Source organism: Shinella yambaruensis, from assembly GCF_050859155.1.
Lineage (GTDB): Bacteria > Pseudomonadota > Alphaproteobacteria > Rhizobiales > Rhizobiaceae > Shinella > Shinella yambaruensis.
Genome location: NZ_CP150638.1, coordinates 2,608,996 through 2,631,531, shown reverse-complemented (window position 1 = coordinate 2,631,531; position 22,536 = coordinate 2,608,996). Strand labels below are relative to the sequence as shown.

Annotated in this window: 19 protein-coding genes; 9 read left to right on the top strand and 10 right to left on the bottom strand. The window is 67.4% G+C overall.

All coding sequences use genetic code 11. The features are described 5' to 3' along the window. Positions 1-114 precede the first annotated feature (114 nt). The 5 genes from WMC41_RS12955 to WMC41_RS12935 all read right to left on the bottom strand — a co-directional run bounded on the left by WMC41_RS12955 (position 115) and on the right by WMC41_RS12935 (position 6,942). Positions 115-897, bottom strand: a complete 783-nt coding sequence (locus WMC41_RS12955) for a carnitinyl-CoA dehydratase (RefSeq protein WP_432343732.1) — start codon at positions 895-897, stop codon at positions 115-117. Next, positions 894-2,969 carry an acetate--CoA ligase family protein gene (locus WMC41_RS12950; protein WP_432343729.1) on the bottom strand — a complete coding sequence of 692 codons (2,076 nt, stop codon included), beginning with the start codon at positions 2,967-2,969 and terminating at the stop codon, positions 894-896. Before WMC41_RS12950 ends, WMC41_RS12955 begins: the two co-directional genes overlap by 4 nt. A gap of 2 nt (positions 2,970-2,971) precedes the next feature. Further along, positions 2,972-4,132 carry an acyl-CoA dehydrogenase family protein gene (locus tag WMC41_RS12945; protein ID WP_272805900.1) on the bottom strand — a complete coding sequence of 387 codons (1,161 nt, stop codon included), beginning with the start codon at positions 4,130-4,132 and terminating at the stop codon, positions 2,972-2,974. A 167-nt stretch (positions 4,133-4,299) separates the two neighbouring features. Beyond that, positions 4,300-5,799: a carnitine 3-dehydrogenase gene (locus tag WMC41_RS12940; RefSeq protein WP_432343726.1), complete on the bottom strand. Its 1,500-nt coding sequence runs from the start codon at positions 5,797-5,799 to the stop codon at positions 4,300-4,302. 228 nt (positions 5,800-6,027) lie between these two features. Next, on the bottom strand, positions 6,028-6,942 hold the full coding sequence (locus WMC41_RS12935; protein WP_244766845.1) for a 3-keto-5-aminohexanoate cleavage protein: 915 nt from the start codon (positions 6,940-6,942) through the stop codon (positions 6,028-6,030). Positions 6,943-7,056: 114 nt separating this feature from the next. Between WMC41_RS12935 and WMC41_RS12930 the strand changes: the two genes are divergently transcribed. Continuing rightward, complete coding sequence (locus tag WMC41_RS12930) at positions 7,057-8,031, top strand: GlxA family transcriptional regulator (protein WP_432343723.1); 975 nt, start codon at positions 7,057-7,059, stop codon at positions 8,029-8,031. On the opposite strand, the gene WMC41_RS12925 is transcribed toward WMC41_RS12930, so the two are convergent. After that, positions 8,028-9,191 (bottom strand): LysR family transcriptional regulator, encoded by a 1,164-nt coding sequence (locus WMC41_RS12925; RefSeq protein ID WP_432343721.1) that lies wholly within the window; start codon positions 9,189-9,191, stop codon positions 8,028-8,030. The genes WMC41_RS12930 and WMC41_RS12925 overlap by 4 nt on opposite strands. Before the next feature lie 163 nt (positions 9,192-9,354). On the opposite strand from WMC41_RS12925, the gene WMC41_RS12920 reads away from it, so the two are divergent. The 7 genes from WMC41_RS12920 (at position 9,355) to WMC41_RS12890 (ending at position 18,281) form a co-directional block, all read left to right on the top strand. After that, a complete protein-coding gene (locus WMC41_RS12920; RefSeq protein ID WP_272805897.1) occupies positions 9,355-10,893 on the top strand; it encodes an aromatic amino acid lyase in 1,539 nt (512 codons plus the stop codon). A 12-nt stretch (positions 10,894-10,905) separates the two neighbouring features. After that, positions 10,906-12,285, top strand: a complete 1,380-nt coding sequence (locus WMC41_RS12915; protein ID WP_432343718.1) for a dihydroorotase — start codon at positions 10,906-10,908, stop codon at positions 12,283-12,285. Continuing rightward, entirely contained in the window at positions 12,285-13,571 is a 1,287-nt protein-coding gene (locus WMC41_RS12910; RefSeq protein ID WP_432343715.1) for a Zn-dependent hydrolase, read from the top strand. The genes WMC41_RS12915 and WMC41_RS12910 overlap by 1 nt, the downstream gene beginning before the upstream one ends. Next, complete coding sequence (locus tag WMC41_RS12905) at positions 13,556-14,653, top strand: DUF917 domain-containing protein (protein ID WP_432343712.1); 1,098 nt, start codon at positions 13,556-13,558, stop codon at positions 14,651-14,653. The genes WMC41_RS12910 and WMC41_RS12905 overlap by 16 nt, the downstream gene beginning before the upstream one ends. Positions 14,654-14,857: 204 nt before the next feature. Then, a complete protein-coding gene (locus tag WMC41_RS12900; protein WP_432343710.1) occupies positions 14,858-16,519 on the top strand; it encodes a urocanate hydratase in 1,662 nt (553 codons plus the stop codon). A gap of 59 nt (positions 16,520-16,578) precedes the next feature. Continuing rightward, positions 16,579-17,106, top strand: coding sequence for a helix-turn-helix domain-containing protein (locus tag WMC41_RS12895; RefSeq protein ID WP_432343707.1), 528 nt, complete (start codon positions 16,579-16,581; stop codon positions 17,104-17,106). Between the two features lie 137 nt (positions 17,107-17,243). Next, complete coding sequence (locus tag WMC41_RS12890; protein ID WP_432343704.1) at positions 17,244-18,281, top strand: glycoside hydrolase family 25 protein; 1,038 nt, start codon at positions 17,244-17,246, stop codon at positions 18,279-18,281. Positions 18,282-18,315: 34 nt separating this feature from the next. On the opposite strand, the gene WMC41_RS12885 is transcribed toward WMC41_RS12890, so the two are convergent. Continuing rightward, entirely contained in the window at positions 18,316-18,915 is a 600-nt protein-coding gene (locus WMC41_RS12885; protein ID WP_432343701.1) for a YdeI/OmpD-associated family protein, read from the bottom strand. 167 nt (positions 18,916-19,082) lie between these two features. Here WMC41_RS12885 and WMC41_RS12880 point away from each other — a divergent pair, with 167 nt between their 5' ends. After that, complete coding sequence (locus WMC41_RS12880; RefSeq protein ID WP_244766835.1) at positions 19,083-19,805, top strand: L,D-transpeptidase; 723 nt, start codon at positions 19,083-19,085, stop codon at positions 19,803-19,805. Positions 19,806-19,904: 99 nt separating this feature from the next. Here the strand turns inward: WMC41_RS12880 and WMC41_RS12875 are convergent, their stop codons facing one another. Genes WMC41_RS12875 through WMC41_RS12865 form a run of 3 tightly spaced genes read right to left on the bottom strand, consistent with a single transcriptional unit; the run spans position 19,905 to position 22,362 of the window. Further along, positions 19,905-20,666 carry an SDR family NAD(P)-dependent oxidoreductase gene (locus WMC41_RS12875; protein WP_432343698.1) on the bottom strand — a complete coding sequence of 254 codons (762 nt, stop codon included), beginning with the start codon at positions 20,664-20,666 and terminating at the stop codon, positions 19,905-19,907. A 5-nt stretch (positions 20,667-20,671) separates the two neighbouring features. Further along, positions 20,672-21,496, bottom strand: coding sequence for an ABC transporter permease (locus WMC41_RS12870; RefSeq protein ID WP_432343695.1), 825 nt, complete (start codon positions 21,494-21,496; stop codon positions 20,672-20,674). After that, positions 21,496-22,362, bottom strand: coding sequence for an ABC transporter permease (locus WMC41_RS12865; protein ID WP_288079896.1), 867 nt, complete (start codon positions 22,360-22,362; stop codon positions 21,496-21,498). The genes WMC41_RS12870 and WMC41_RS12865 overlap by 1 nt, the downstream gene beginning before the upstream one ends. Positions 22,363-22,536 lie beyond the last annotated feature (174 nt).

Genomic DNA, 22,536 nt, shown 5'->3' with positions numbered 1-22,536 from the left:
TGTTCATAAGCTATCCACGCAGAAGCCGCGTGCAACGTCCTAAATTATCTATTCCTGCCACAAGCTGAGCTTATGGAAGAATGCGGATTGCGCCCGATGCAGGGGGCGCTTCTCCTATCGCCCCTTCCAGACGGGATCGCGCTTTTCCGCGAAGGCGCGGGCGCCTTCGAGCTGGTCCTCGCTGGAATAGAGGATATCGACCGTCCGGAATTGCCGGCGGGTGATCTTGTTCATCGTCGCCTGGAAGGTCTCGCCCTCGGCGGCGCGCACCACTTCCTTGATCGCGGCATAGACGAGCGGCGGGCCGCTTTCGAGCAGGCGCGCGAGCTCCCAGGCCCGGTCGAGCAGCTTTTCCGCGGGCATGATCTCGTTCACGAAACCCCAGCGATGCGCCTCCTGAACGTCCAGCCAGCGACCGGTCAGCAGCATGTCCATGGCGATGTGGTAGGGGATGCGCTTGGGCAGCTTGATCGAGGCGGCGTCGGCCACCGTGCCGGAGCGGATTTCCGGCAGGGCGAAGGTCGCGTGCTCGGCCGCGAGGATGAGGTCGGTGGAGAGCGCGATTTCAAGCCCGCCGCCGCAGCAGATGCCGTTGACGGCGGCGATGATCGGCTTGTTGAGGTCGCGCAGTTCCTGCATGCCGCCGAAGCCGCCGACGCCATAATCGCCATCGACCGCGTCGCCCGCAGCGGCGGCCTTCAGGTCCCATCCCGGACAGAAGAATTTCTCTCCCGCGCCGGTGACGATGGCGACCCGCAGGCTCTCGTCGTCGCGAAAGTCGGCGAAGATCTTTCCCATGATGCGGCTGGTCGCAAGGTCGATGGCGTTCGCCTTTGGACGATCGATCGTCACTTCCAGGATGCCGCCCTCGCGGCGCTGTCTTATCGGTCCGGTCATGGGTTTTTCCTCAGACGGATCAGCGCATCGGCCGCGACGACACCGTCGCATTCCGGCAGCACCATTATTGGATTAATGTCCAGTTCTTCGATTATTGAAGCGTTTGAAACGACATAGGATGCCGCTGATGCGACGGCGGCGACAAGGGCGTCGATATCGCCCTTCGGCGCGCCGCGATAGCCGCCGAGCAGCTTTGCGACCTTGAGGCCGGATATGGCGTCTCGGATGGCCGTTTCGCTCGTCGGCAGCGTCAGGATCGCCGAATCCTCGAGCAGTTCGACGAGAATTCCGCCCGCGCCGATCGTCAGGACGGGGCCGGCCACCGGATCGCGCATCGCGCCGACGATGAGTTCGGCGACGGGCTTGCCCACCATCTTCTCGACGAGGAAGCCGGTGGCGACGCCGGCCATGGCCTTCGCGGCCTCCAGCACGGCCTCGCGGCTCGCAAGGTTCAGCTTGACGGCCCCGGCCTCGGTCTTGTGCGCGACGCCGAGGCCTTTCAGCACGACGGGGAAGCCGAGCGTTTCGGCGGCGTCGGCGGCCGTGTCCGCCGTCTCGGCGACAAGACCCTCCGGCACCAGGAGGCCATGGGCGGCAAGCGCCTGCTTGGCCTCATGCTCGGTGAGGGTGACGGGTGCGCCCTCGCCGGCCGGCGCCTTGAGGAGCGGCCGAGACTGCGGACCGGCCCAGGCTTCGCCGATGCCGGCGGCGGCGTCGGCGGCGGCAAGCGCCTCCTCGATGCCGTAGAAGGGCACGACGCCGTTCCGCATCAGCATCTCGGCCGTTTCCTCCGGCATGTTCTCGCCCATGCTGGCGACGATGCCGGCATTCGCGCCCGCGGCTTTCGAGGCGTCGATGACGGCGTGGCAGGTGGTGACCCAGTCGGCCGCATCGCAACGGTCGAGGCGGGGGAAATCGAGCACGACGAGGTTCAGGCCGTAGCCGCCCCGCATCATCGTCGTGAAGGCGGCGGTCTGCTTCTCGCGGTTGCCCCAGACGAAGGTGTGGTAGTCGAGCGGGTTGGAGATGGTCACCATCTGGCCGAGCGTTTCGCGCAGCGGCTGGCGCTGGAAATCTTCGAGCGCGCGATAGTTCACCTTTCGCTTCACCCCGGCATCGGCCATCAGCGAGGCCTCGCCCCCCGAGCAGCTCATCGAGGAGATGTCGTGGTTCGGCAGGGGGCCGGCGACATGCAGCAGCTTCAGCGTTTCCAGAAGCTCCGGCAGCGTCTCGACGCGGCCGATGCCGAGACGGGCGAGGAGGGCCGAGGAGACCGCGTCGTTGCCGGCGAGGGAGGCGGTGTGCGAGACGGTGGCGAGCTGCGCCTGTTCCGACTTGCCGACCTTCAGCGTGACGACCGGCTTCTTCAGGTCGCGGGCGCGCTGGCCGAGGCGTTCCAGCGCTTCGAGGCTGTCGAAGCCCTCGATATGCAGGCCGACGGCGGTGACGCGCGGGTCTTCGAGGACCGCGCAGGCGAGATCGGCAAGGCCGGTCTGGGCCTGGTTGCCGGCGGTCAGGATATAGGCGAGCGGCAGGCCACGCTGCTGCATGGAGATGTTGCAGGCGATGTTGGACGACTGGGTGAGGACGGCGACGCCCTTGTCGATGCGCAGCATGCCGTGCTGGTCGGGCCAGAGCAGCGCGCCGTCCAGCATGTTGATGAAGCCGTAGCAGTTCGGCCCGAGGATCGGCATGCTACCTGCGGCCGCAACCAGCGCCTTCTGCAGGTCGTCGCCATCGGCAAGCTCGCTGACGGCCTCGCGGAAACCGGAGGCATAGCAGACGGCCCCGCCCGCACGGCGGGCCGCAAGGTCGCGGATGATGCCGATGGTCAGCTCGCGGTTGACGCCCACGAAGGAGGCATCCGGCGCGCCGGGCAGGTCGGCGACCGAGCGGTAGCATTTGCGGCCGAGGATCTCCTCCTCGCGCGGATGCACCGGCCAGATCTCGCCGGAAAAGCCCATCTTGTCGCACTGGTAGATGACGCGGCGGGCTTCCTTGCCGCCGAAGACGGCGATGGATTTCGGGCGGATGAGGCGGTCGAGGGGGGTGTTGCGGGCCACGCCTGCCATGCTCACGCCCCCAGCGGCCGGAGCAGGTCGCGGCTGATGATGTGCCGCTGGATTTCCGACGTGCCGTCCCAGATGCGCTCGACGCGGGCGTCGCGCCAGAAGCGGGCGAGGGGCAGGTCGTCCATCAGGCCCATGCCGCCGAAGATCTGGATCGCCTCGTCGGTGACGCGGGCGAGCATTTCCGTGGCGTAGACCTTTGCCGAGGCGATCTCGCGGTTCGACGGCAGGCCCTGGTCGAGGCGCCAGGCGGCCGACAGCGTCAGGAGGTCGGCGGCGTCGATCTCGGTGATCATGTCGGCGAGCTTGAAGGAGACGCCCTGGTTCGCGCCGATCGGCTTGCCGAACTGCTTTCGCTCGGCGGCGTAGTTGAGGGCGTAGTCGAAGGCGCGGCGGGCACGGCCGACCGAGGTGGCGGCGACGGTGAGGCGCGTCGCGTAGAGCCAGTCGTTGGCGATGTCGAAACCCTTGTGCACCTCGCCGAGGATCTGGGCGGAGGGCAGGCGGCATTCGTCGAAATTGAGGATGCAGTTCTTGTAGCCGCGGTGCGAGACCGAATTGTAGCCGTCGCGGATCTCGAAGCCCGGCGTGCCACGGTCGACGAGGAAGCAGGTGATCAGCTTCTTCCTGCCGCGCGGCGTGTCCTCCTCGCCGGTGGCAATGAAGACGATGACGAAATCGGCGATGTTGGCGTGGCTGATGAAGTGTTTCGTGCCGTTGACGATCCAGTCGTCGCCGTCCTTGCGGGCAAAGCACTTCATGCCGCGCACGTCCGAGCCGGCGTCCGGCTCGGTCATGGCGAGGGCGTCGAATTTCTCACCGCTGACGGCGGGCAGCAGGTATTTTTCGCGCTGCTCGTCGTTGCAGGCCATCAGGATGCCGGAGGGGCGGCCGAAGAAGACGGTCAGCGCCATGGAGCCGCGGCCGAGCTCGCGCTCGACGAGCGTGAAGGAGGTGTGGTCGAGGCCGGCGCCGCCCACTTCCTCCGGCATGTTGCAGCCGAAGAAGCCGATCTCCTTGCACTTGCGGGCGATCTCCCGGCCGAGCTCCGGCGGCACATGGCCGGTGCGCTCGACCTCGTTTTCGTGCGGATAGATTTCCGTTTCGACGAAGGCGCGGACCGTATCCACGATCATCTGCTGTTCGTCGGTCAATGCGAAGTTCATGGTGTTCCCTCGTTCTCTTTGGGGTCGCCCCTCATCCGGCTGCCGCCACCTTCTCCCCGCAGGCGGGGAGAAGGGATATGCCGCGCCGCCTTCCTCTCTCTCCGAGCCTGCTTTTGGCAGGTCCCCTCTCCCCGCTTGCGGGGAGAGGGTTAGGGTGAGGGGCAGTCTTACTGCTGCGCTTTCTTCTGCCCGACGCTGCGGCCTGCGCCGTCCGGCTTCGGCAACCCGGCATGGGCTTCGGCGATCGGCGCGATCTTCGCCAGCACCTCGGCGGGCGCGTCGACGCTCCTGCCGGCCTTCGAGTCGACATGCAGCACCATCTGCTCGGCCGTCGCGATGACGTCGCCCGTCGCCGCGTCGTGGATGCGGGTGAAGTAGTGCATGCGCTTGTTGTCGAAGGAAAGCAGCTGCAGCGTCGTGTAGAGCGCCTGGCCGAGCTTGGCCTCGCCGAGATGGCGGATATGGGTCTCCACCGTGTAGTAGCTGTGGCCGGCCTCGACATAGGCGAAGTCGACGCCGACCAGCCGCAGCAGCGCGTCGGTCGTGTCGCCGAAGAGCTGGAGATAGCGGTGCTCCGTCATGTGGCCGTTGTAGTCGACCCAGGCGGCGTTGACCTTGGTGTCGACGAGGCGCAGCGGCTCGCTTGCGGAGACCTCGACCTTCGCCTTGCCGGCCTTGGCCCAGAGATGCGCCTCGAACTCGGCGAGCAGCTTGCCCGAACCCCAGCCACGGCCTTCGTCGCCCGCCTTCAGCGCGTGCATGATGCCGACGAGATTCTGGTCGCGGATGCGTTCCAGCTCGCGGATGCCGCGCGCGCCGGACTGGGCGTCCGACTGGCCGGCGATCTTTTCGACGAGCGCGTCGTCGAGGTCGACGACGTCGGTCAGCTTCGTCCAGGGCCAGGAGAGGCAGGGGCCGAACTGGGCGAGGAAGTGGCGCATGCCCGCTTCGCCGCCGGCGATGCGGTAGGTCTCGAACATGCCCATCTGCGCCCAGCGCATGCCGAACGAATAGCGGATCACGTCGTCGAGCGTTTCCGTGTCGCAGATGTCGTCCTTGATGAGCCAGAGGCCCTCGCGCCAGACGGCTTCCAGCAGGCGGTCGCCGACGAAGGCCTCGATCTCCTTGTTGATGATCACACCCTTCATGCCGATCGGCGCGAGCTTGGCCTTGGCGTCTTCCAAGACGGCGCGCGACGTCTTCTGGCCGCCGACGAGTTCGGCGAGCGGCAGCAGGTAGACGGGATTGTAGGGATGCGCGACGAACAGGCGTTCGGGATGCTTCATGTCGCGCTGGAGGTCCGTCGGCATCAGGCCCGACGTGGAGGAGCCGATGAGGGCGTCGGGCTTTGCCGCCGCGTCGATCTTCGTCAGCACGCCGCGCTTCAGCTCCAGCCGCTCGGGCACGCTTTCCTGAATCCAGTCAGCGTCTTGCACGGCTTCTTCCAGGCTCTTGCAGAAGGTGATCTTCCCCTTCGGCGGCAGCGGGGCCATGGTGAGCATGCCATAGGCGCGCTCGGCATTGGCCATCACCTCGCCGATGATGCGCTCGGCTTCCGGATGCGGATCGAAGATGTTCACGTCGATGCCGGCCAGCGCGAAGCGGGCGACCCATGCGCCGCCGATGACGCCGCCGCCGACACAGGCTGCCTTGGTGATGGTGGTCATAGAGATGCTGCCTTCATAACTCTTGGTGTCTAGATGCGGCACCCCCCTCTGCCCTGCCGGGCATCTCCCCCTCAAAGGGGGGAGATCGGATGGGGAGATGCCTTGCCCTCTACAGACGTTGCGGTTGAGACAAGGAACTTGCTTCTTGCCGATCTCCCCCCTTGAGGGGGAGATGCCCGGCAGGGCAGAGGGGGGATAAACGCGTTGCGCCCTCGTGCCTCGTTCCCGTCAGCCCCGCGGTGCCCGCTTCGTAAGCTTCAGCTTCTCGCGCACGTCGGCCGGGCCGATGACCCGGGCCCCCATGCTCTCGATGATGTTGACGGCCTTGTCGACGAGCTGCGCATTGGTGGCGAGCTGGCCCTTGCCGACATAGAGGTTGTCCTCCAGGCCGACGCGGACATTGCCGCCGGCAAGCACCGCCGCGGCCGGATAGGCCATGGCGTTGCGGCCGATGGAGAAGGCCGAGAAGGTCCAGTTCGAGGGCACGTTGTTGACCATCGCCATGAAGGTGTTGAGGTCGTCGGGCGCGCCCCACGGAATGCCCATGCAGAGCTGGATGAGCACCGGATCCTCGATGACGCCTTCCTCGACGAGCTGCTTGGCGAACCAGAGATGGCCGGTGTCGAAGGCCTCGATCTCCGGGCGCACGCCGAGATCGGTCATCATCCGGCCCATGGCGCGCAGCATGGACGGCGTGTTGGTCATCACGTAGTCGCCGAGCGAGAAGTTCATCGTGCCGCAATCGAGCGTACAGATTTCCGGCAGGCATTCGGCGACGTGGGAGACGCGCTCCGTCGCGCCGGCCATGTCGGTGCCGTTGGGATTGAGCGGCAGCGGCTGCTCGGTGTTGCCGAAGATCATGTCGCCGCCCATGCCGGCGGTGAGGTTCAGCACCACGTCGACTTCCGCGTCGCGGATGCGCTCGGTCACTTCGCGGTAGAGGTCGTTGCGGCGGCTCGGCGCGCCGGTTTCCGGATCGCGCACATGGCAGTGCACGACAGCGGCGCCGGCCTTGGCGGCCTCGATCGCCGATTCGGCGATCTCTCTCGGCGAGCGCGGCACATGGGGGGATTTGCCGGCGGTGTCGCCGGAGCCGGTGACGGCGCAGGTGATAAAAACGTCGCGGTTCATCGCTAGGGGCATTGTCGTTCTCCCAGTATTCTCGTTGAAGCCATTACGAGCCAAGAGAAGGCGCAGTGCTTTCACTTTTCGGATCCATCCTTGACAATTCGGGAGACGGAGCCGCAGGATTGCCGCATGCTGGATCCCTCCTCCGAAACGCTCGACATCGATATTCTCGTCCTGCCCGAGACGAACCTCATCCTCGTCGCCTCGATCATCGAGCCCCTGCGCGCCGCCAACCGCATCTCCGGCCAGGACCTTTACCGCTGGCGGATTTTCTCGCCCGACGGCTTGCCGGTCGAAACGCGCAGCCGCATCCCCGTGCCCGTGGACGGTCCGTTCCGGCCGGAGCGGGAGACCCAGCCGCTTTTCGTGCTGTCGAGCTATCAATGGCAGATGAGTGCGACGCCTTTGTTGCGCCGCCAGCTCTCGCAGACCGCCCGTCACCGCATCGCCATGGCCGGCATCGAATCGGGCAGCTGGCTGCTTGCCGAGGCGAGCCTGCTCGACGGCCACTCCGTGACGATCCACTGGGAGGACATGGAGGAATTCGCCTCCGCCTATCCGCAGATCGACGTCGAGCGGCAGCGCTACGTCATCGACGGCAAGCGCATCACCACCGGCGGCTCGCTGCCGACGCTCGACCTGATGCTGGAGATCATCCGCCGCCGGCAGGGCTATTCGCTGGCGCTCGAAGTCTCGCGGCTCTTCATCTACGAGCACGAGCGCACCGGCGGCCTGCTGCAGGTGCCGGCGCTCGGCAACATGCGCGTCGCCGACCAGCGCGTCAGCCAGGCGGTGCGGCTGATGGAGGAGACGGTGGACGCGCCGCTCACCCTGACGCGGCTTGCAAAGCGCGTCGGTGTCAGCGCGCGCTATCTCCAGGACCTGTTCCAGGAGACGATGGGCGTCGCGCCGCACCAGCACTATCTCGCGCTCCGCCTCAATGCCGCCCGGCGCAAGGTCATCGAGACGAGGGCCGAGTTCGCCGATATCGCGGCGCTCACCGGCTTCAACTCCTCCTCCGCCTTCTCACGCAGCTACCGGGCGCATTATCACGAGAGCCCGACGGAGACCCGTCGCCGGCTGCGGGCCGGGGCGAAGGGCTAGGCCTTTGTCAGCAGCGCGAGCATCGTCTCGGCGGCCTTGCGGGAAAGCGCGTCGCGCGGCCAGACGAGGCTCAGCGATTGCTGGTAGGCGTCATCGAGCGGCAGCAGCGCCGGCGGCGGCTTGATGTTGGCGACGGAGTGCTCCGGCAGCACCGAGAGATGGCCGTGGCCGAGCACGAGGTTGATGATGACGGGGATCGAATCCACCTCGACCAGCGTCAGGCGGGTGCGTTCGGCGGGGGAAAGCGTCGCTTCGAGGAAGCGGTCGGTCATCTGCCGCAGGCCGCTGCGCGGGCTCGGCACGGCGATCGGGTACTGGCATAGCAGCGTTGCGAAATCCTGCTTTTCGGCGCTGTCCAGCCTGCGCGGGCCGGCAAGCGCCAGCCGGGAGCGGCCGATCAGGCTGCCTTCGAATTCGGCTGGGTAGCGGTCGGTATCGAGCAGGATCAGGTCGAAGCGGCGGTTTTTCAGGCCCGAGACCAGTTCGTCCGCCGTGGTGGAGGAGAGGAAGAGCGGCTGGCGGGGCCGCGCCGCGCGCCATGCCACGGCGAGGCGGGCGAGCATGGCGGCGATCTCGCTCTCATGGCCGAAGGGGATGATCGCGCCGAGCCGCCAGGTGGCGGCGCTGCGGCGGAACCGCTCGGCCGATGCGGTGGAGAGGGACTCCCAGGCCGCGCCGATGCGTTCTGCGAGCGCCAGCGCTTCCAGGCCCGCGGGCGTGCAGGTGATGCCCGTCGCCGAACGCGCGAGGAGCTTGCAGCCGATCGCCGCCTCCAGATGGCTGAGCTGGCGGGTGAGCTGCGGCTGGCCGAGGCCGAGGGACTTGGCGGCGCCGTTGATGCTGCCGGTGCGGGCCGTCGCGGAAAAGCGGGAAAGGGCGGCGAGCGAGACGGCCGGCCTCGTTTCCCGGCCTTTGCCGAGGGCGGCGAGCGCGGCGGCCGCTTCGGCGATTTCGGCGAAGCGCGGCAGGCGGGCCTCGGCGTCGAGCGTCGGCACGAGCGCCTGCCCGTCGCGGCGCACCAGCGGCATCGACAGCACGGCCTCCATCCGGCGCAGCGCCGCGCTGGCGCTGGAGGCGGGGCGTCCTTCCGCGGCCGCCGCCCTGCGGATGCCGCGTTCTTCGAGAATGCTGTGCACAAGGCGAAGCGTGGATAGATCCACGGGCGGCTCCTTCGGGTTTTCCGTCTGTTCGGTTCATAGCATGAACCGTACGGATTTTGGGATATGGGTTCGGGCCGCGTTCCGCATAACATCCGCATTCGGTTTTACGCATTCCGGACAGGCGCTTTTGCCGGGATTGCCGTTCGAGACAGGCTTTTTGAAAATGCTCGCTTCCGCCGACACGCTCTATCTGACCGGCCAGCCGCTCGACTTCGCGACGCTGGAGGCGATCGGCACGGCCGCGCGACGGCCGGTGGCCTGCGAGATCGGCATGGGGCGTGTCGGCACGTCGCGCCGCGTCATCACCGATCGCCTCGCCACGGGCCTGCCGATCTACGGCGCGAATACCGGCGTCGGCTCGATGAAGGACAAGCTCTGGACGGCCGACGACCTCATCGAGTTCAACAACAGCCTGGTGAGGGCCCACCATTTCGGCACCGGCGAGCCGTTCACGCTGCCGATCGTGCGCAAGGCGATGGGCATCCGCGTCAACACCGCGCTCGGCGGCTATTCCGGCTGCAGCCCGGAGCTGATCGACGCCCTGCTCGGGCTGCTCGAACGGGATGTCGTGCCCGTCGTGCGCCGGCATGGCTCGATGGGCTGCGCCGATATCGGCCTGATGGGCCAGATCGCGTCGGTCCTGACCGGCGAGGGCGAGGCGTGGTACGGCGGCGAACGCCTGCCGGCCCTGGAGGCGCTGAAGCGCGCCGGCCTCCAACCCTATCGCATGCAGCCGCGCGATGCGCTGGCCGCCCTCAGTGTCAATGCCATCTCGCATGCCGCGGCGGCCAATGTGGTGCGCGAGGCGGCGATGGCGATCCGCAACCTCATGGTGACGGGCGTTCTCTCCTCGCTGGCGCTCGGCGCCTCGGCCGATCCCTGGCGCGTGGCGGCAAGGCTCTCGGCCCATGGCGAGGCGCTTGCCGGCACCTGGTTCGAGGCGCAGGCCGCCTCCGGCCACTGGCCGAAACCGTCGGCGATCCACGATCCGCTCAGCCTGCGCATGACCGCGCAGGTCTTCGGCGCCTGCCTCGATACGCTGATGAACGCCGCCGAGCGCATCGTCGAGGCGACGGCGCAGTCCGACGACAATCCGGTCGTGCTCGACAATCACGTCATGGCCTCCGGCGGCTCGCTGCCGCTCTCGACGACGCTCTATGTCGAGGCGGCGCAGACGGGGTTCGCCCATCTTGCGCGCAACGTGCTGAACCGCTGCGTGCTTCTCGCCAACGGCGTGCGCCGCAACCTGCCGGTCAACCTCGTGGCGCCCGGCGAGACGGCGACGGGCTTCGGGCCGCTGCTGAAGCTTGCGGTGGAGCTCTACATGCGCATCCAGTCGCTGGCGGTGCCGATCTCGGCGCAGTCCATCGTCGTCGCCGGCGGGCTGGAGGAGGAGGCGACCTTCCTGCCGCTGATCGTCGAGCGCATGGAGAGCCAGGTGCGGGACCTCCGCCAGCTCGCCGCCCTCGAAGCCATGCTCTCCGCCCAGGCGATCGACCTTGCCGGCGACAATGTCGCCGGCGTCGTCGCCATCGCCTACCAGCGCACGCGGGCGATCAGCCCGTTCTACCGCAAGGACCGGCCGCTTTCCGCCGAGATCGAGGCGCTCGACCGCGATCTTGCCAGCCCCGAGGCGCTTGCCGCCTTCGTCGAGGCCGCGCCCATGGCGCAATTCGACGCCTTCTTCGCCCTCAAGCCCTGACGGAGACAGACCATGGCCGATTTCGATCTCGTCCTGAAAGGCACCGTGGTCCTGGCGGATCGCATCGTCGACGGCGGCCATGTCGCGGTGCGTGACGGCAAGGTGGCGCATATCGGCCAGGGAGCCATGCCGGCGGCGAAGGAGCGGCACGACCTTTCGGGCGCGCTGATCCTGCCCGGCGCGATCGACGCGCAGGTGCATTCGCTGTCGCAGAAGAACCAGGAGGATTTCATCTGGTCGACGCGCTCGGCGGCGGCCGGCGGCGTCACCACCATCGTTGACATGCCCTATGACGAGGGCAACCTCGTGTGCTCGGCCGAGGCCGTGCGGCGCAAGGTGGACCATGCCGGGCCGCAGGCGCGCGTCGATTTCGCGCTCTACGGCACGGTCGATCCGCAGGAGGGGCCGGCGCGGATCGGGGAAATGGTCGAGGCGGGTGTCGCGGCCTTCAAGTTCTCCACCTTCGGCACGGACCCGAAGCGCTTTCCGCGCATCCCGGCGGCGCTGCTGGAGGAATGCTTCCGCGCCATCGCCCCGACCGGTCTGACGGCCGGCGTGCACAACGAGGACGACGAGGCGGTGCGCGCCGCGATCGCCCGGGTGAAGGCGGCCGGCATCACGGACTACCGCGCCCATGGCCTGTCGCGCCCGCCGCTGACGGAACTCATCGCCTCCAACCAGATCTACGAGACCGGCGCGGCAACCGGCTGCCCGGCCCATGTGGTGCATTGCTCGCTCGGCCGGGGCTACGAGATCGCCAGCGCCTATCGCGCGCAGGGTTTTCGGGCGACCATCGAGTGCTGCATCCACTATCTCACGCTCGACGAGGAGAACGACGTCGCCCGGCTCGGCGGCAAGGCGAAGATCAACCCGCCGATCCGCCCGCGCGCCGAGGTCGAAAAGCTCTGGCGGCACGTCGCCGCGGGCAATGTGACGCTCGTCTCCACCGACCATGTGAGCTGGTCGGAGGACCGCAAGACCAATCCGGACATGCTGGCCAACGCCTCCGGCGTGCCGGGGCTGGAGGTCATGGTGCCGCTCTTCGTCAAGGGCGCGCTGGATCGCGGCATTCCGCTGACGCGGGCGGCCGAGCTGATGGCCCTGAACCCCGCCCGGCATTTCCGGCTCGATCATGTGAAGGGCGCGCTCGAAGCCGGCAAGGACGCGGACATCGCCGTGCTGACGCCCGAGCCCTACAGCTATGACGCGGCGGCGAGCGGCCACAACGTCGTCGGCTGGTCGCCCTATAACGGCATCCGCCTGCCGTGGCGCGTCTCGGCGACCTGGCTGCGCGGCAAGCTCGCCTTCGACGGCAAACGGGTGCTCGCCGAACCCGGGTCCGGCGCCTTCGTGCGCCCATTGCCGACGCTCGTTTCCGCAGGTGGCCGTTGATGGCGGCGCCGCGAACCAATCTGCCGATCGATCCCGCCCGTATCGAGGATGTGATCGACGGGCTTGCCCGGCTCACCGAGCCCGGCCGGCCCTACACACGGCGTGCCTTTACCGCTCTGTTCCCGGCGGGGCGGGATTTTCTTGACCAGAGGTTTCGAGCGGCCGGGCTCGAAACGCGCATCGACGCCGCGGGCAATCTCATCGCCCGCCGGCCGGGCAGGAAACCGGGCCTCGGCACGATCATGCTCGGCTCCCATTCCGACACGGTGCCGGACGGCGGGCGTTACGACGGCATCGCCGGCGTGGCGGTGGCGCTGGAAGTCGCCCGCGCCCTTGCGTACCAGGGGATCGAACTCGACCATGACCTGGAGGTCGTCGATTTCCTTGCCGAGGAAGTGTCGATCTTCGGCGTCTCCTGCATCGGCAGCCGCGGCATGGCCGGCGTCCTGCCGGCGGACTGGCTGGCGCGCGAGAGCGGCGGCCTGACGCTGGAGCAGGGCATTCGCGATGTCGGCGGCGACCCGGCGCGCCTGCAGGCGCAGGCCCGCAAGGACATCGCGGCCTTCCTCGAACTGCATATCGAGCAGGGGCCGGTGCTGGAAACGGAGAAACTGGATATCGGCGTGGTGACGGCGATCGCCGGCATCACGCGCATCGAGATCATCGTCGAGGGCCGGGCGGACCATGCCGGCACGACGCCGATGGGCGCGCGCGCCGATGCGCTGGCGGCCGCGGCGCGGCTGGTAACGGGCATCGAGGCGCTGGCGAAGTCGCTCTCGGAAGGGCCGGGGCATTTCACGGCGACCGTCGGCGAATTCTCCATCGCGCCGAACGCGGCCAATGTCGTGCCGTCGCGCGCGCGCCTGTTGATCGACGCGCGGGCCGAGCACCGCACCACGATGGATGTTTTTGCCGCCTCCGTCGAGCAGATGGCGGAGCAGCTCGCACGGGAGACCGGCACGCTCATCGCGCCGCCGCGCCGCCTCTCCGACAACATGCCGACACCCGGCGATCCGCTGCTGCTCGATGTGCTGGATGCGGCCTGCGAGATGGCCGGCGCAAGCCATCGCCGCATGGCCTCCGGCGCCGGGCATGACACGGCCTTCCTGGCGAAGGTGACGCGGGCGGCGATGATCTTCGTGCCGTGCCTTGGCGGGCGCAGCCATGCGCCGGAGGAGTTCGCCGAGACGGACGATATCGCGCTCGGCGCGGCGGTGCTTTTTAACGCGGTGATTCAACTGGATAAGACATTGAGTCAGGAGGACGTCCGATGGGCCGGATCTTAAAGGAAAAAGACGTCGAGGCGGCGGTCAAGGGCGGCTCGGTCTATGCCGCCGGCGGCGGCGGCTGGGCGGACCATGGCCGCATGCTCGGCTATGCCGCGGTCTCGATCGGCAAGCCGGAGCTGGTCTCCATCGATGAATTGTCCGATGACGACTGGGTGGCGACCGCCGCCGCCATCGGCGCGCCGGCCTCCACCACGCCCTGGGAAATGCGCGGCGTCGACTATGTAAAGGCGGTGGAGCTTCTGCAGGACGCGCTCGGCGAGAAGGTCGCGGCGCTGATGGTCGGGCAGAACGGCAAGTCCTCGACGCTCAACGGCTGGCTGCCCGCGGCGATCCTCGGCACGAAGGTGCTCGACGCCGTCGGCGACATGCGGGCGCATCCGACCGGGGACATGGGGTCGATCGGCATGGCGGGCTCGCCCGAGCAGATGATCCAGACCGCCGTCGGGGGAAACCGCGACGAGAACCGCTATATCGAGCTCGTCGTGCGCGGCGCGACCGCGAAGGTCTCGCCGATCCTGCGCACGGCCTCCGACATGTCCGGCGGCTTCATCGCCTCCTGCCGCAATCCCTTGCGCGCCTCCTATGTGCGCAGGAACGCGGCGCTCGGCGGCATCTCGCTGGCCCTGAAGCTCGGCGAGGCGATCATCGCCGCCGAGGGCAAGGGCGGTGCGGCGATCATCGACGCCATCGTCAGGACGACGGGCGGCTCGATCCTGTCCGAGGGTGTCATCACGGACAAGTCTGTGGTCTACACCAGGGAAGCCTTCGACATCGGCACGGTGACGGTCGGCAGGGGGGACGATGCCTCCGTGCTGCATGTGATGAACGAATACATGGCGGTGGAATCGGCGGGCGGCAAACGCCTTGCCACGTTCCCCGACGTCATCACCACGCTCTCGCCCGAGGGCGAGCCGCTCAGCGTCGGCCAGCTCGAGGCCGGCATGACGGTGTTCGTCCTGCATGTGCCGAAGACGATCATCCCGCTCGCCTCCAGCGTGCTCGATCCGACCGTCTATCCGTCGGTGGAGAAGGCGATGGGGATCGAGCTGGCGCGGTATGCGCTGGAGACGACGGTTTAAGCGGACGGGTGCGGCTGCACCCCCCTCTGCCCTGCCGGGCATCTCCCCCACAAGGGGGGAGATTGGAGAGGCAACGTCTAGCCTCATGCTGCCGTTGCAAATGAAGAGATGCCATCGCGTCCAGCCGATCTCTCCCCTTGTGGGGGAGATGCCCGGCAGGGCAGAGGGGGGGTGAACCTCCCCATGAACGCTGAGGAGACGACCATGCCCAAGCCCAATCCGCGCCATCCGAACTATCCGATCCCGAGCGGTGATGTTTTGCGCGCCAGGGGCTGGCGGCAGGAGGGGCTTTTGCGGCTTCTCGAGAACGTTCTGTCGGTCGGCGAGGATCCGGACAATCTCATCGTCTATGCCGCGCTCGGCAAGGCGGCGCGCAACTGGGCGGCGCACAGGGCCATCGTCAAGGCGCTGACGGAGATGGACGAGAACCAGACGCTGGTCATCCAGTCCGGCAAGCCGGTCGGCCTGCTGAAGACCCATGCCAAGGCGCCGCTCGTCATCATGGCGAACTGCAACATCGTCGGGCAATGGGCGAAGGCCGAGGTTTTCTACGAGCTCCAGCGCAAGGGGCTGATCTGCTGGGGTGGGCTGACGGCCGGGGCCTGGCAGTATATCGGCAGCCAGGGCGTCATCCAGGGCACCTACGAGATCTTCATGCGCATCGCGGAGAAGCGCTTCGGCGGCAGCCTCGCCGGCCGCTTCATCCTGACGGCCGGCCTCGGCGGCATGGGCGGCGCACAGCCGCTCGCCGGCCGCATGGCGGGGGCGGCCATCCTCTGCGTCGATATCGATCCGGCGCGCGCGGCGGCGCGCAAGGCCGTCGGCTATCTGGAGCATGTCGCACCGGATCTCGATGCGGCGCTTTCGATGATCGACGAAGCCGTGAAGGAGAAGCGCGCGACCTCGATCGGGCTCGTCGGCAATGCGGCGGAAATCTACCCGGAGATCGCCCGGCGCGGCATCGTGCCCGACATCGTCACCGATCAGACCTCGGCGCACGATCTCGTCTACGGTTATGTGCCGAAGGGCATGAGCCTCGACCAGGTAAAGGGCCTGCGCGACGACGGGCAGGGGCAGTTGATGGCGGCAAGCCGCGCCTCCATCGTCGAGCATGTCTCGGCCATGCTGGAATTCCAGAGGCAGGGCGCCGAGGTGTTCGACAACGGCAACCTGATCCGCACGCAGGCGCGGGAAGGGGGCGTCGCCGATGCCTTCGACATCCCGATCTTCACCGAGGCCTATCTGCGGCCGCTCTTCGCGCGGGCCATCGGGCCGTTCCGCTGGATGGCGCTGTCCGGCGCGGAGAGCGACATCGCGCGGATCGACGACCTCGTCCTGGAGATGTTCCCGGACAACGGGATCGTCACCAACTGGATCCGGCTGGCGCGGGACAACGTGCCCTTCGAGGGCTTGCCGGCGCGCATCGCCTGGCTCGGCCATGGCGAGCGCACGGCGCTGGCGCTGGCGGTGAACCGGCTGGTGGCGGCCGGCGAACTGAAGGGGCCGGTCGCCTTTTCGCGCGACCATCTCGATGCCGGGGCCATGGCGCACCCGAACATCATGACCGAGCGCATGAAGGACGGCTCGGACGCCATTGCCGACTGGCCGCTGCTCGACGCCATGCTGCTCTCCTCCTCCATGGCCGATCTCGTCGTCATCCATTCGGGCGGCGGCGGTTATGCGGGCTATATGACGAGCTGCGGCGTGACGCTCGTCGCCGACGGCACGGCGGACGGTGCGGAACGGCTGGAGCATGCCTTGACGAACGACACGTCGCTCGGCGTCATCCGCTATGCCGATGCCGGTTATGACGAATCGCTCGACGAGATCGCGAAGAAGGGCATCGGCTACGTGGCGGTGGGCTGATTCCGGCGAGGGGCGATGCTGTTCAAGGCGGACATGCTTGAAGGATCGGCAGGGGCGAGGTGACGCTCGCCTTCCGCCGCTGGTCGAGGCCGACGGTGCGCGCCGGCGGCACGCTGCGCACCGCCGCGGGCGTGCTCGCCATCGACAGCGTCGAGGCCGTGGATGTTCGCACCGTCCCGGACGCGGATGTGCGGGCGGCCGGTTATGCCGCGCGGGTCGACCTGCTCGGCGACCTCCGGCCGGAGGGGCAGCTTTACCGGATCGCCTTCCATGTCGCGGGCAAGGACCCGCGGGAAAGCCTGCGTGAAAACGATACGGTCGGTCCGTCCGATATCGCCGCGCTGGACGCCCGGCTGGACGCGCTCGACCGTGCGGCACCGTGGACACGCGCGGTGCTCGCCATGATCGCGGAAAGGGACGGGCGCACCGCCGCGGAGATGGCCGAACGGCTCGGCGTGGAAAAGCTGGCGCTCAAGCGGGAGATCCGGCAGCTCAAGGAACTGGGGCTGACGGAGAGCCTTGCCGTCGGCTACCGGCTTTCGCCGCGCGGACACGCATTTGTGAAGGGCAGCCGGCGGGGATCGTGATGCGGGCGGGGCTAACTCCCTGAAATGTCGCGATGGCCGTAAACGTTGCATTTAATATTTCGCGGTAATCTTCCGTTAGTAATTCCGTCCATGTGTCGAAAGGGCGGGGCTTCGGTTTGTTTTGCGTGCGGGTGCCTATGCGTCTTTCGGTCCTTACAACGGTCCTCCTTGCCTGTGCCGCCATGACGGGGTGTGCGTCGAGCTCCAACCCCATGTCGGCGCTCGCCATCAAGCCGTCCTCGGAGACCACCGCCTCGGTTTCGAAGGCGAGCGGCCCCGTGCCGGAGGTCGCCGTCGGCGAGAGCAAGGTGACGGCGGACGGCGCGGAGATGCTCGCCTGGGCCGGCCCGGCGGCGGGGACCCACGTCTTCGAGAGCGTCACCCAGCAATCGGCCATTCCCGCCGAACGGCCGGCGGAGGCCGTGACGGCCGAGGAGCCTGCATCCGAAGGCGGCTCGCGGAAACGCTCCCGCGTCTACAGCCAGCAGTTCCGCGACGCCCATCCGATCAATTTCGGCAAGCGTGCGCCCAAGCATTATCAGGTGCACGGCGTCGACGTTTCGCGCTGGCAGGGCGACATCGACTGGGTGAAGCTGCGCATGCAGGGCGCCAACTTCGCCTTCATCAAGGCGACGGATGGCGGCGACCATCTCGATCCGATGTTCCAGAAGAACTGGCGCAAGGCCAAGGAAGCCGGCATCAAGCGCGGCGCCTACCACTTCTTCTACTGGTGCCGCGTCGCAAGCTCGCAGGCCGAATGGTTCATCCGCAACGTGCCGAAGGATCCCGATGCGCTGCCGCCGGTCATCGATGCGGAATACAACGGTGAATCGCGCTGCAAGAAGCGCCTGACACGCGCCCAGTATGTCGAGAAGATCCGCGTCTTCTCCGAGATGCTGGAACGCCACTACGGCAAGCGGCCGATCATCTATACGGCGCCGGATTTCTACGAGGACAATCTTTCGGGCGAGCTGACGAACCATCCGTTCTGGCTGCGCTCGGTCGCCGCCCATCCATCCAAGCGCTATCCGAACCGCCGCTGGGTGTTCTGGCAGTATTCCGGCTCGGGCCTGTCGCACGGCGTCACCGGCAAGATCGACCTCAACGTCTTCTACGGCAGCGTGAACGACTGGCACAACTGGCTTGCCGGCCAGCGCTCGGCCAGCCGCGACTGACTGTCGACGACGGCAGGCGGATGAGCCGGACGATCTACCTCCGCTTCTGCGGATAGATCGTCTCGCCGCGCTTCAGCATCTCCACGAAGGTCTCGATCTTCCGCCTGCGGCCCGCCTCGGTCTTCATCATGTGGACGCGGAAGGCGAGGGCGAAGCGGTTCTGCTCGGTGAGCCTGCCGAGCATCGCCCTTGCCGCCGGCTCGGCGTCGATCGCCGCCTGCAGGTCCGGCGGGATCTTCATGTCCTTGCCGCTGCCATAGGCCTTGTCCCAGCGGCCGTCCGCCTTGGCGGCCTCCACATGTTTCAGGCCGTGTTCGGTCATTCGCCCGTCCTTAATCAGCCGGCCCACCGTCTCGACGTTCTTCCTGCTCCACACGCTCTTCCTGCCCCGCGGGCAGTAGCGCTGGAAAAAGCTCTTCTCGTCGAGCCCCTTGCGGATGCCGTCGATCCAGCCCCAGCAGAGCACAACCTCGATCGCCTCCTCGGGATCGATGGAGGCAAGGCCGGAGGCGCGCTTGTGGATCTTGATCCAGACCTCGGGCGCCGTGGCGTGGTTTTCCGCCAGCCAGCGATGGAACGCTTCCTGCCCTGGAAATTCGCGGACATGGGCAGGGTCGATTTCCACAGGCGCCATCGTGTTTCCCCCGTTTTCCGGTGAGCCGTGTCCTTCGTGCACTGGCCGCCCGGCCGGGCAGGGACTAATGCCGAAGAAGTGATCCCGATGTTTCTTGCCAGCCCGCCCGCGGTTTGGCTAGCCATCTGACAAACCTCCCTTTTCTTCCCAAGGAGATCGTAAAGAGAATGCCTACGGTGTGCACATTGTCGCGCAGAGCCTTTTTCATGGGCGCCGCCGCGACGCTTGCGGGATGCGCAACCACGGAAACGTCGGTCAGGAATGCCCCGGTTCCGCAGAAGGTCAGCTATCCGATCGTGCCGGCGAGCGACGAGGAGCTCGCCGCGCGCTACGCCGCCGTCGAGGATGGCGGCCATCTCATCCCTGCCATTCCCTACCGGGAAATCGATCCGAAATATTATCGCCAGCGCGTGAAGGACCCGACCGGCGAGACGCCGGGCACGGTGGTCGTCGATACGCCCGGCCGCTTCCTCTATGTGGTGGAGCCGGGCGGCACGGCGATGCGCTACGGCGTCGGCATCGGCCGCGAGGGCTTCGCCTGGGAAGGCGAGGGCATCATCCACTGGCGCCAGCCCTGGCCGCGCTGGAAGGTGCCGGCCGACATGATCGCGCGCACGCCGAGCCTTGCCAGATATTCCGTCGAGAACGGCGGCATGGAGCCGGGCATCAAGAACCCGCTCGGCGCGCGGGCGCTCTACATCTTCCAGAACGGCAAGGACACGCTCTACCGCCTGCACGGCTCGCCGGAATGGAAATCGATCGGCAAGGCGACGTCGTCCGGCTGCGTGCGGCTGATCAACCAGGATGTGCTCGACCTGTACAAGCGCGTGCCCTATCACGCCCGTATCGTCGTGCATCAGGGACCGATGGGCGCGGCGGTCGGCGCTTAGAGCATTTCCAGCCGAAGCGAGATCGCTTCGGTGTCGGATAATGCGGTAAAAACAAGAATCTAGAGCATTTCCGGCGAACCGGAGTTCGCCGGAAATGCTCTAGGTCACGGTCTCGCCACCGTCGACCACGAGAATCTGGCCGGTCATGTAGCTTGACCGGTCGGAGACGAGGAAGAGGATCGGCTCGGCGATCTCCTCCACATCCGCCCAGCGCCCCATCGGCACCTTCTCCCTTATATAGCCTTCGATCGCCTCGCGTCCGCCCATCTGCGCGATGAAGGGGGCGTTGAAGGGCGTGTCCACCCAGCCCGGGCAGAGCGCGTTGACGCGGATGCCGTGGCGGGCATAGTCGCCGGCCATCTGCCTGGTCATGGCGATGACTGCATGTTTCGTCGTCGTATAGGCGATCATCTCGCGGTCGTAGAGCACGCCGGAGGAGGAGGCCGTGTTGAGGATGACGCCCTTGCCCTGCGCCCTCATGGCCGGCATGACGAGGCGGGCGGCGATCAGGTGCGCGCGCACGTTGAGGTTCCAGGAGAGGTCGAGCCCGTCGAGCGGCACGCTCTCCAGATCGCCGGCGACCTGCGCGCCGGCATGGTTGTGCAGGATGTCGACGCGGCCGTGGCGCGACAGCACGGACGCGACCGCCATCTTCAGCTCCACGTCGTCGGTGACGTCGACGATGACCGCCTCGGCCTTGCCGCCGTCGGCACGGATGAAATCGACGGTCTCGGCCGCGCGCGCCTCGTCGCGGTCGGCGACGCAGACCGTGGCGCCCTCGCGCGCCATGATGCGCGCGCCGGCCCGGCCGATGCCGGAGCCCGCTCCGGTGACGATGGCGACACGGTTGTTCAGGATCATCGGTCTTACTCTCCGGCAGGCGATTTTCGGGTTTTCTCCCGCATCAGCAGGCGGGCGATGAGGATCAGGAGCAGCGAGGCGACCAGCACCATCGTCGCGATGGCGTTCACCTCCGGCGTCACGCCGCGGCGGATCGAGGCGAAGACGTAGATCGGCAGCGTCGTCTTGGAGCCCGTGACGAAGAAGGCCACGATGAAATCGTCGAAGGAGAAGGTGAAGGCGAGCAGGAACCCGGCGAGCACCGAGGGCAGGATCTGCGGCAGCACGATATCGCGGAAGGTGGTGAGCGGCGTCGCGTAGAGATCGGCCGAGGCCTCGACGATGTCGCGCCCGAGCGTCGCGATGCGCGCCTTCACGATCATGGTGACGAGCGCCATGGTGAAGAGGCCGTGCGCGGCGATGATCGAGCCGTAGCCGAGGCCGAGCTGCGGCGGTTTTTCGCCGGGCCAGATGGCGGCGATCGCCGGGTTGATCGCGCCGAAGAAGGCGACGAGGGCGACGAGCGTCGCGATGCCGATGACGACGCCCGGCACGACGATGGCGGCGGCGAGCAGGCCGTCGAAGACCGCGCGGGCGCGGCTGCCCAGCCGTTCGAGGCCGAGCGCGGCCATGGTGCCGAAGACGGCGGCGAGCGTGGCGCTGACGAGGGCGATGATCAGGCTGTTCTGCAAGGCCGTGATGAGGAACGGATTGGCGAGCGCCTTGCCGTACCATTCGACGGAAAATCCGGTGAACTCGCTCGCATTGCGCCCCGCATTGAAGGAGAACAGCACGACGAGCGCGATCGGCGCGTAGAGGAAGAGATAGACGGCGGTGATCAGCGCGCGCATCAGACGAGGTCCACCTGTCTCGTGCCGGAAATCCGCCAGGCGATGCGCATGGCGACCATCAGCACCACCACGACGATGGCGACCAGCGTGACGGCGATGGCCGAGCCGAAGGGCCAGTTGCGCGATTGCAGGAAGAGATCGACCAGCGCGTTGCCGATGAAGAAGACCTTGCCGCCGCCGAGGAGCTGCGGGATGAGATATTCGCCGAGAAGCAGGATGGTGACGAGCGCGACGCCCGTCATGACGCCCGGCAGCGACAGCGGCAGGGTGACGGAAAAGAAGGTCGACAGGGGTTTTGCGCCGAGGTCGGCGGAGGCTTCGAGCAGGCGCCGGTCGAGCTTTTCGAGGCTGACATAGATCGGCATGATCATCAGCGGCAGGTAGCCGTAGACGATGCCGAGCAGTACGGCGCCGGGCGTGTTGAGCAGGCGCACGTCTGCAATGCCGATCATGTCGAGCAGATTGGGAATGCCGCGCGAGCCGAGGATGTACATCCAGGCATAGGTGCGCACGAGCAGGCTCGTCCAGAACGGCACGACGACCAGCGAGACGAGCAGCAGCCGGTGGCGCGGGCTCGCCTTGACGGCGAGGTAATAGGCCGTCGGATAGGCGACGAGGAGGCAGAGGAAGGCGCCGGCGGGCGCCAGCATGAGGGTGTTCCAGTAGGCGGCGGAGCGGGCCGGCAGGTTGGCATATTGCGCGAAAGTGAACGCCGCCTGGTAGCCGCCTGCCGGTCCGCGCTCGCCGACGGAGAAGACCAGCATGGCGATGAAGGGCAGCACGAGGAAGACGAACAGCCAGGCGGAAGCCGGCGCCAGCAGCGCCGCCGTCACCAGCCGTCTTTTCGTCGTCATCGTCAGGGGCATTCGATCGATCCTGTTGCAAGATGCGAGGGTCGCCCCTCATCCGGCCTGCCGGCCACCTTCTCCCCGCAAGCGGGGAGAAGGAAATGTGTAGCTGCGCCCCGTTCCCTCTCGAAGGGATTGATGCGGGCGCCGCATACCCTTCGCCCCGCCTGCGGGGAGAAGGTGGCGGCAGCC

Bases quoted from the DNA above. Each gene is read 5' to 3' on its own strand.
- WMC41_RS12885 (WP_432343701.1), bottom strand. From the start codon at position 18,915: ATGGCGCCTGTGGAAATCGACCCTGCCCATGTCCGCGAATTTCCAGGG.
- WMC41_RS12930 (WP_432343723.1), top strand. From the start codon at position 7,057: ATGCTGGATCCCTCCTCCGAAACGCTCGACATCGATATTCTCGTCCTG.
- WMC41_RS12900 (WP_432343710.1), top strand. From the start codon at position 14,858: ATGCCCAAGCCCAATCCGCGCCATCCGAACTATCCGATCCCGAGCGGT.
- WMC41_RS12955 (WP_432343732.1), bottom strand. From the start codon at position 897: ATGACCGGACCGATAAGACAGCGCCGCGAGGGCGGCATCCTGGAAGTG.
- WMC41_RS12870 (WP_432343695.1), bottom strand. From the start codon at position 21,496: ATGCGCGCGCTGATCACCGCCGTCTATCTCTTCCTCTACGCGCCGATC.
- WMC41_RS12875 (WP_432343698.1), bottom strand. From the start codon at position 20,666: ATGATCCTGAACAACCGTGTCGCCATCGTCACCGGAGCGGGCTCCGGC.
- WMC41_RS12950 (WP_432343729.1), bottom strand. From the start codon at position 2,969: ATGGCAGGCGTGGCCCGCAACACCCCCCTCGACCGCCTCATCCGCCCG.
- WMC41_RS12890 (WP_432343704.1), top strand. From the start codon at position 17,244: ATGCGTCTTTCGGTCCTTACAACGGTCCTCCTTGCCTGTGCCGCCATG.
- WMC41_RS12865 (WP_288079896.1), bottom strand. From the start codon at position 22,362: ATGCCCCTGACGATGACGACGAAAAGACGGCTGGTGACGGCGGCGCTG.
- WMC41_RS12905 (WP_432343712.1), top strand. From the start codon at position 13,556: ATGGGCCGGATCTTAAAGGAAAAAGACGTCGAGGCGGCGGTCAAGGGC.
- WMC41_RS12940 (WP_432343726.1), bottom strand. From the start codon at position 5,799: ATGACCACCATCACCAAGGCAGCCTGTGTCGGCGGCGGCGTCATCGGC.
- WMC41_RS12945 (WP_272805900.1), bottom strand. From the start codon at position 4,132: ATGAACTTCGCATTGACCGACGAACAGCAGATGATCGTGGATACGGTC.
- WMC41_RS12935 (WP_244766845.1), bottom strand. From the start codon at position 6,942: ATGCCCCTAGCGATGAACCGCGACGTTTTTATCACCTGCGCCGTCACC.
- WMC41_RS12880 (WP_244766835.1), top strand. From the start codon at position 19,083: ATGCCTACGGTGTGCACATTGTCGCGCAGAGCCTTTTTCATGGGCGCC.
- WMC41_RS12915 (WP_432343718.1), top strand. From the start codon at position 10,906: ATGGCCGATTTCGATCTCGTCCTGAAAGGCACCGTGGTCCTGGCGGAT.
- WMC41_RS12910 (WP_432343715.1), top strand. From the start codon at position 12,285: ATGGCGGCGCCGCGAACCAATCTGCCGATCGATCCCGCCCGTATCGAG.
- WMC41_RS12920 (WP_272805897.1), top strand. From the start codon at position 9,355: ATGCTCGCTTCCGCCGACACGCTCTATCTGACCGGCCAGCCGCTCGAC.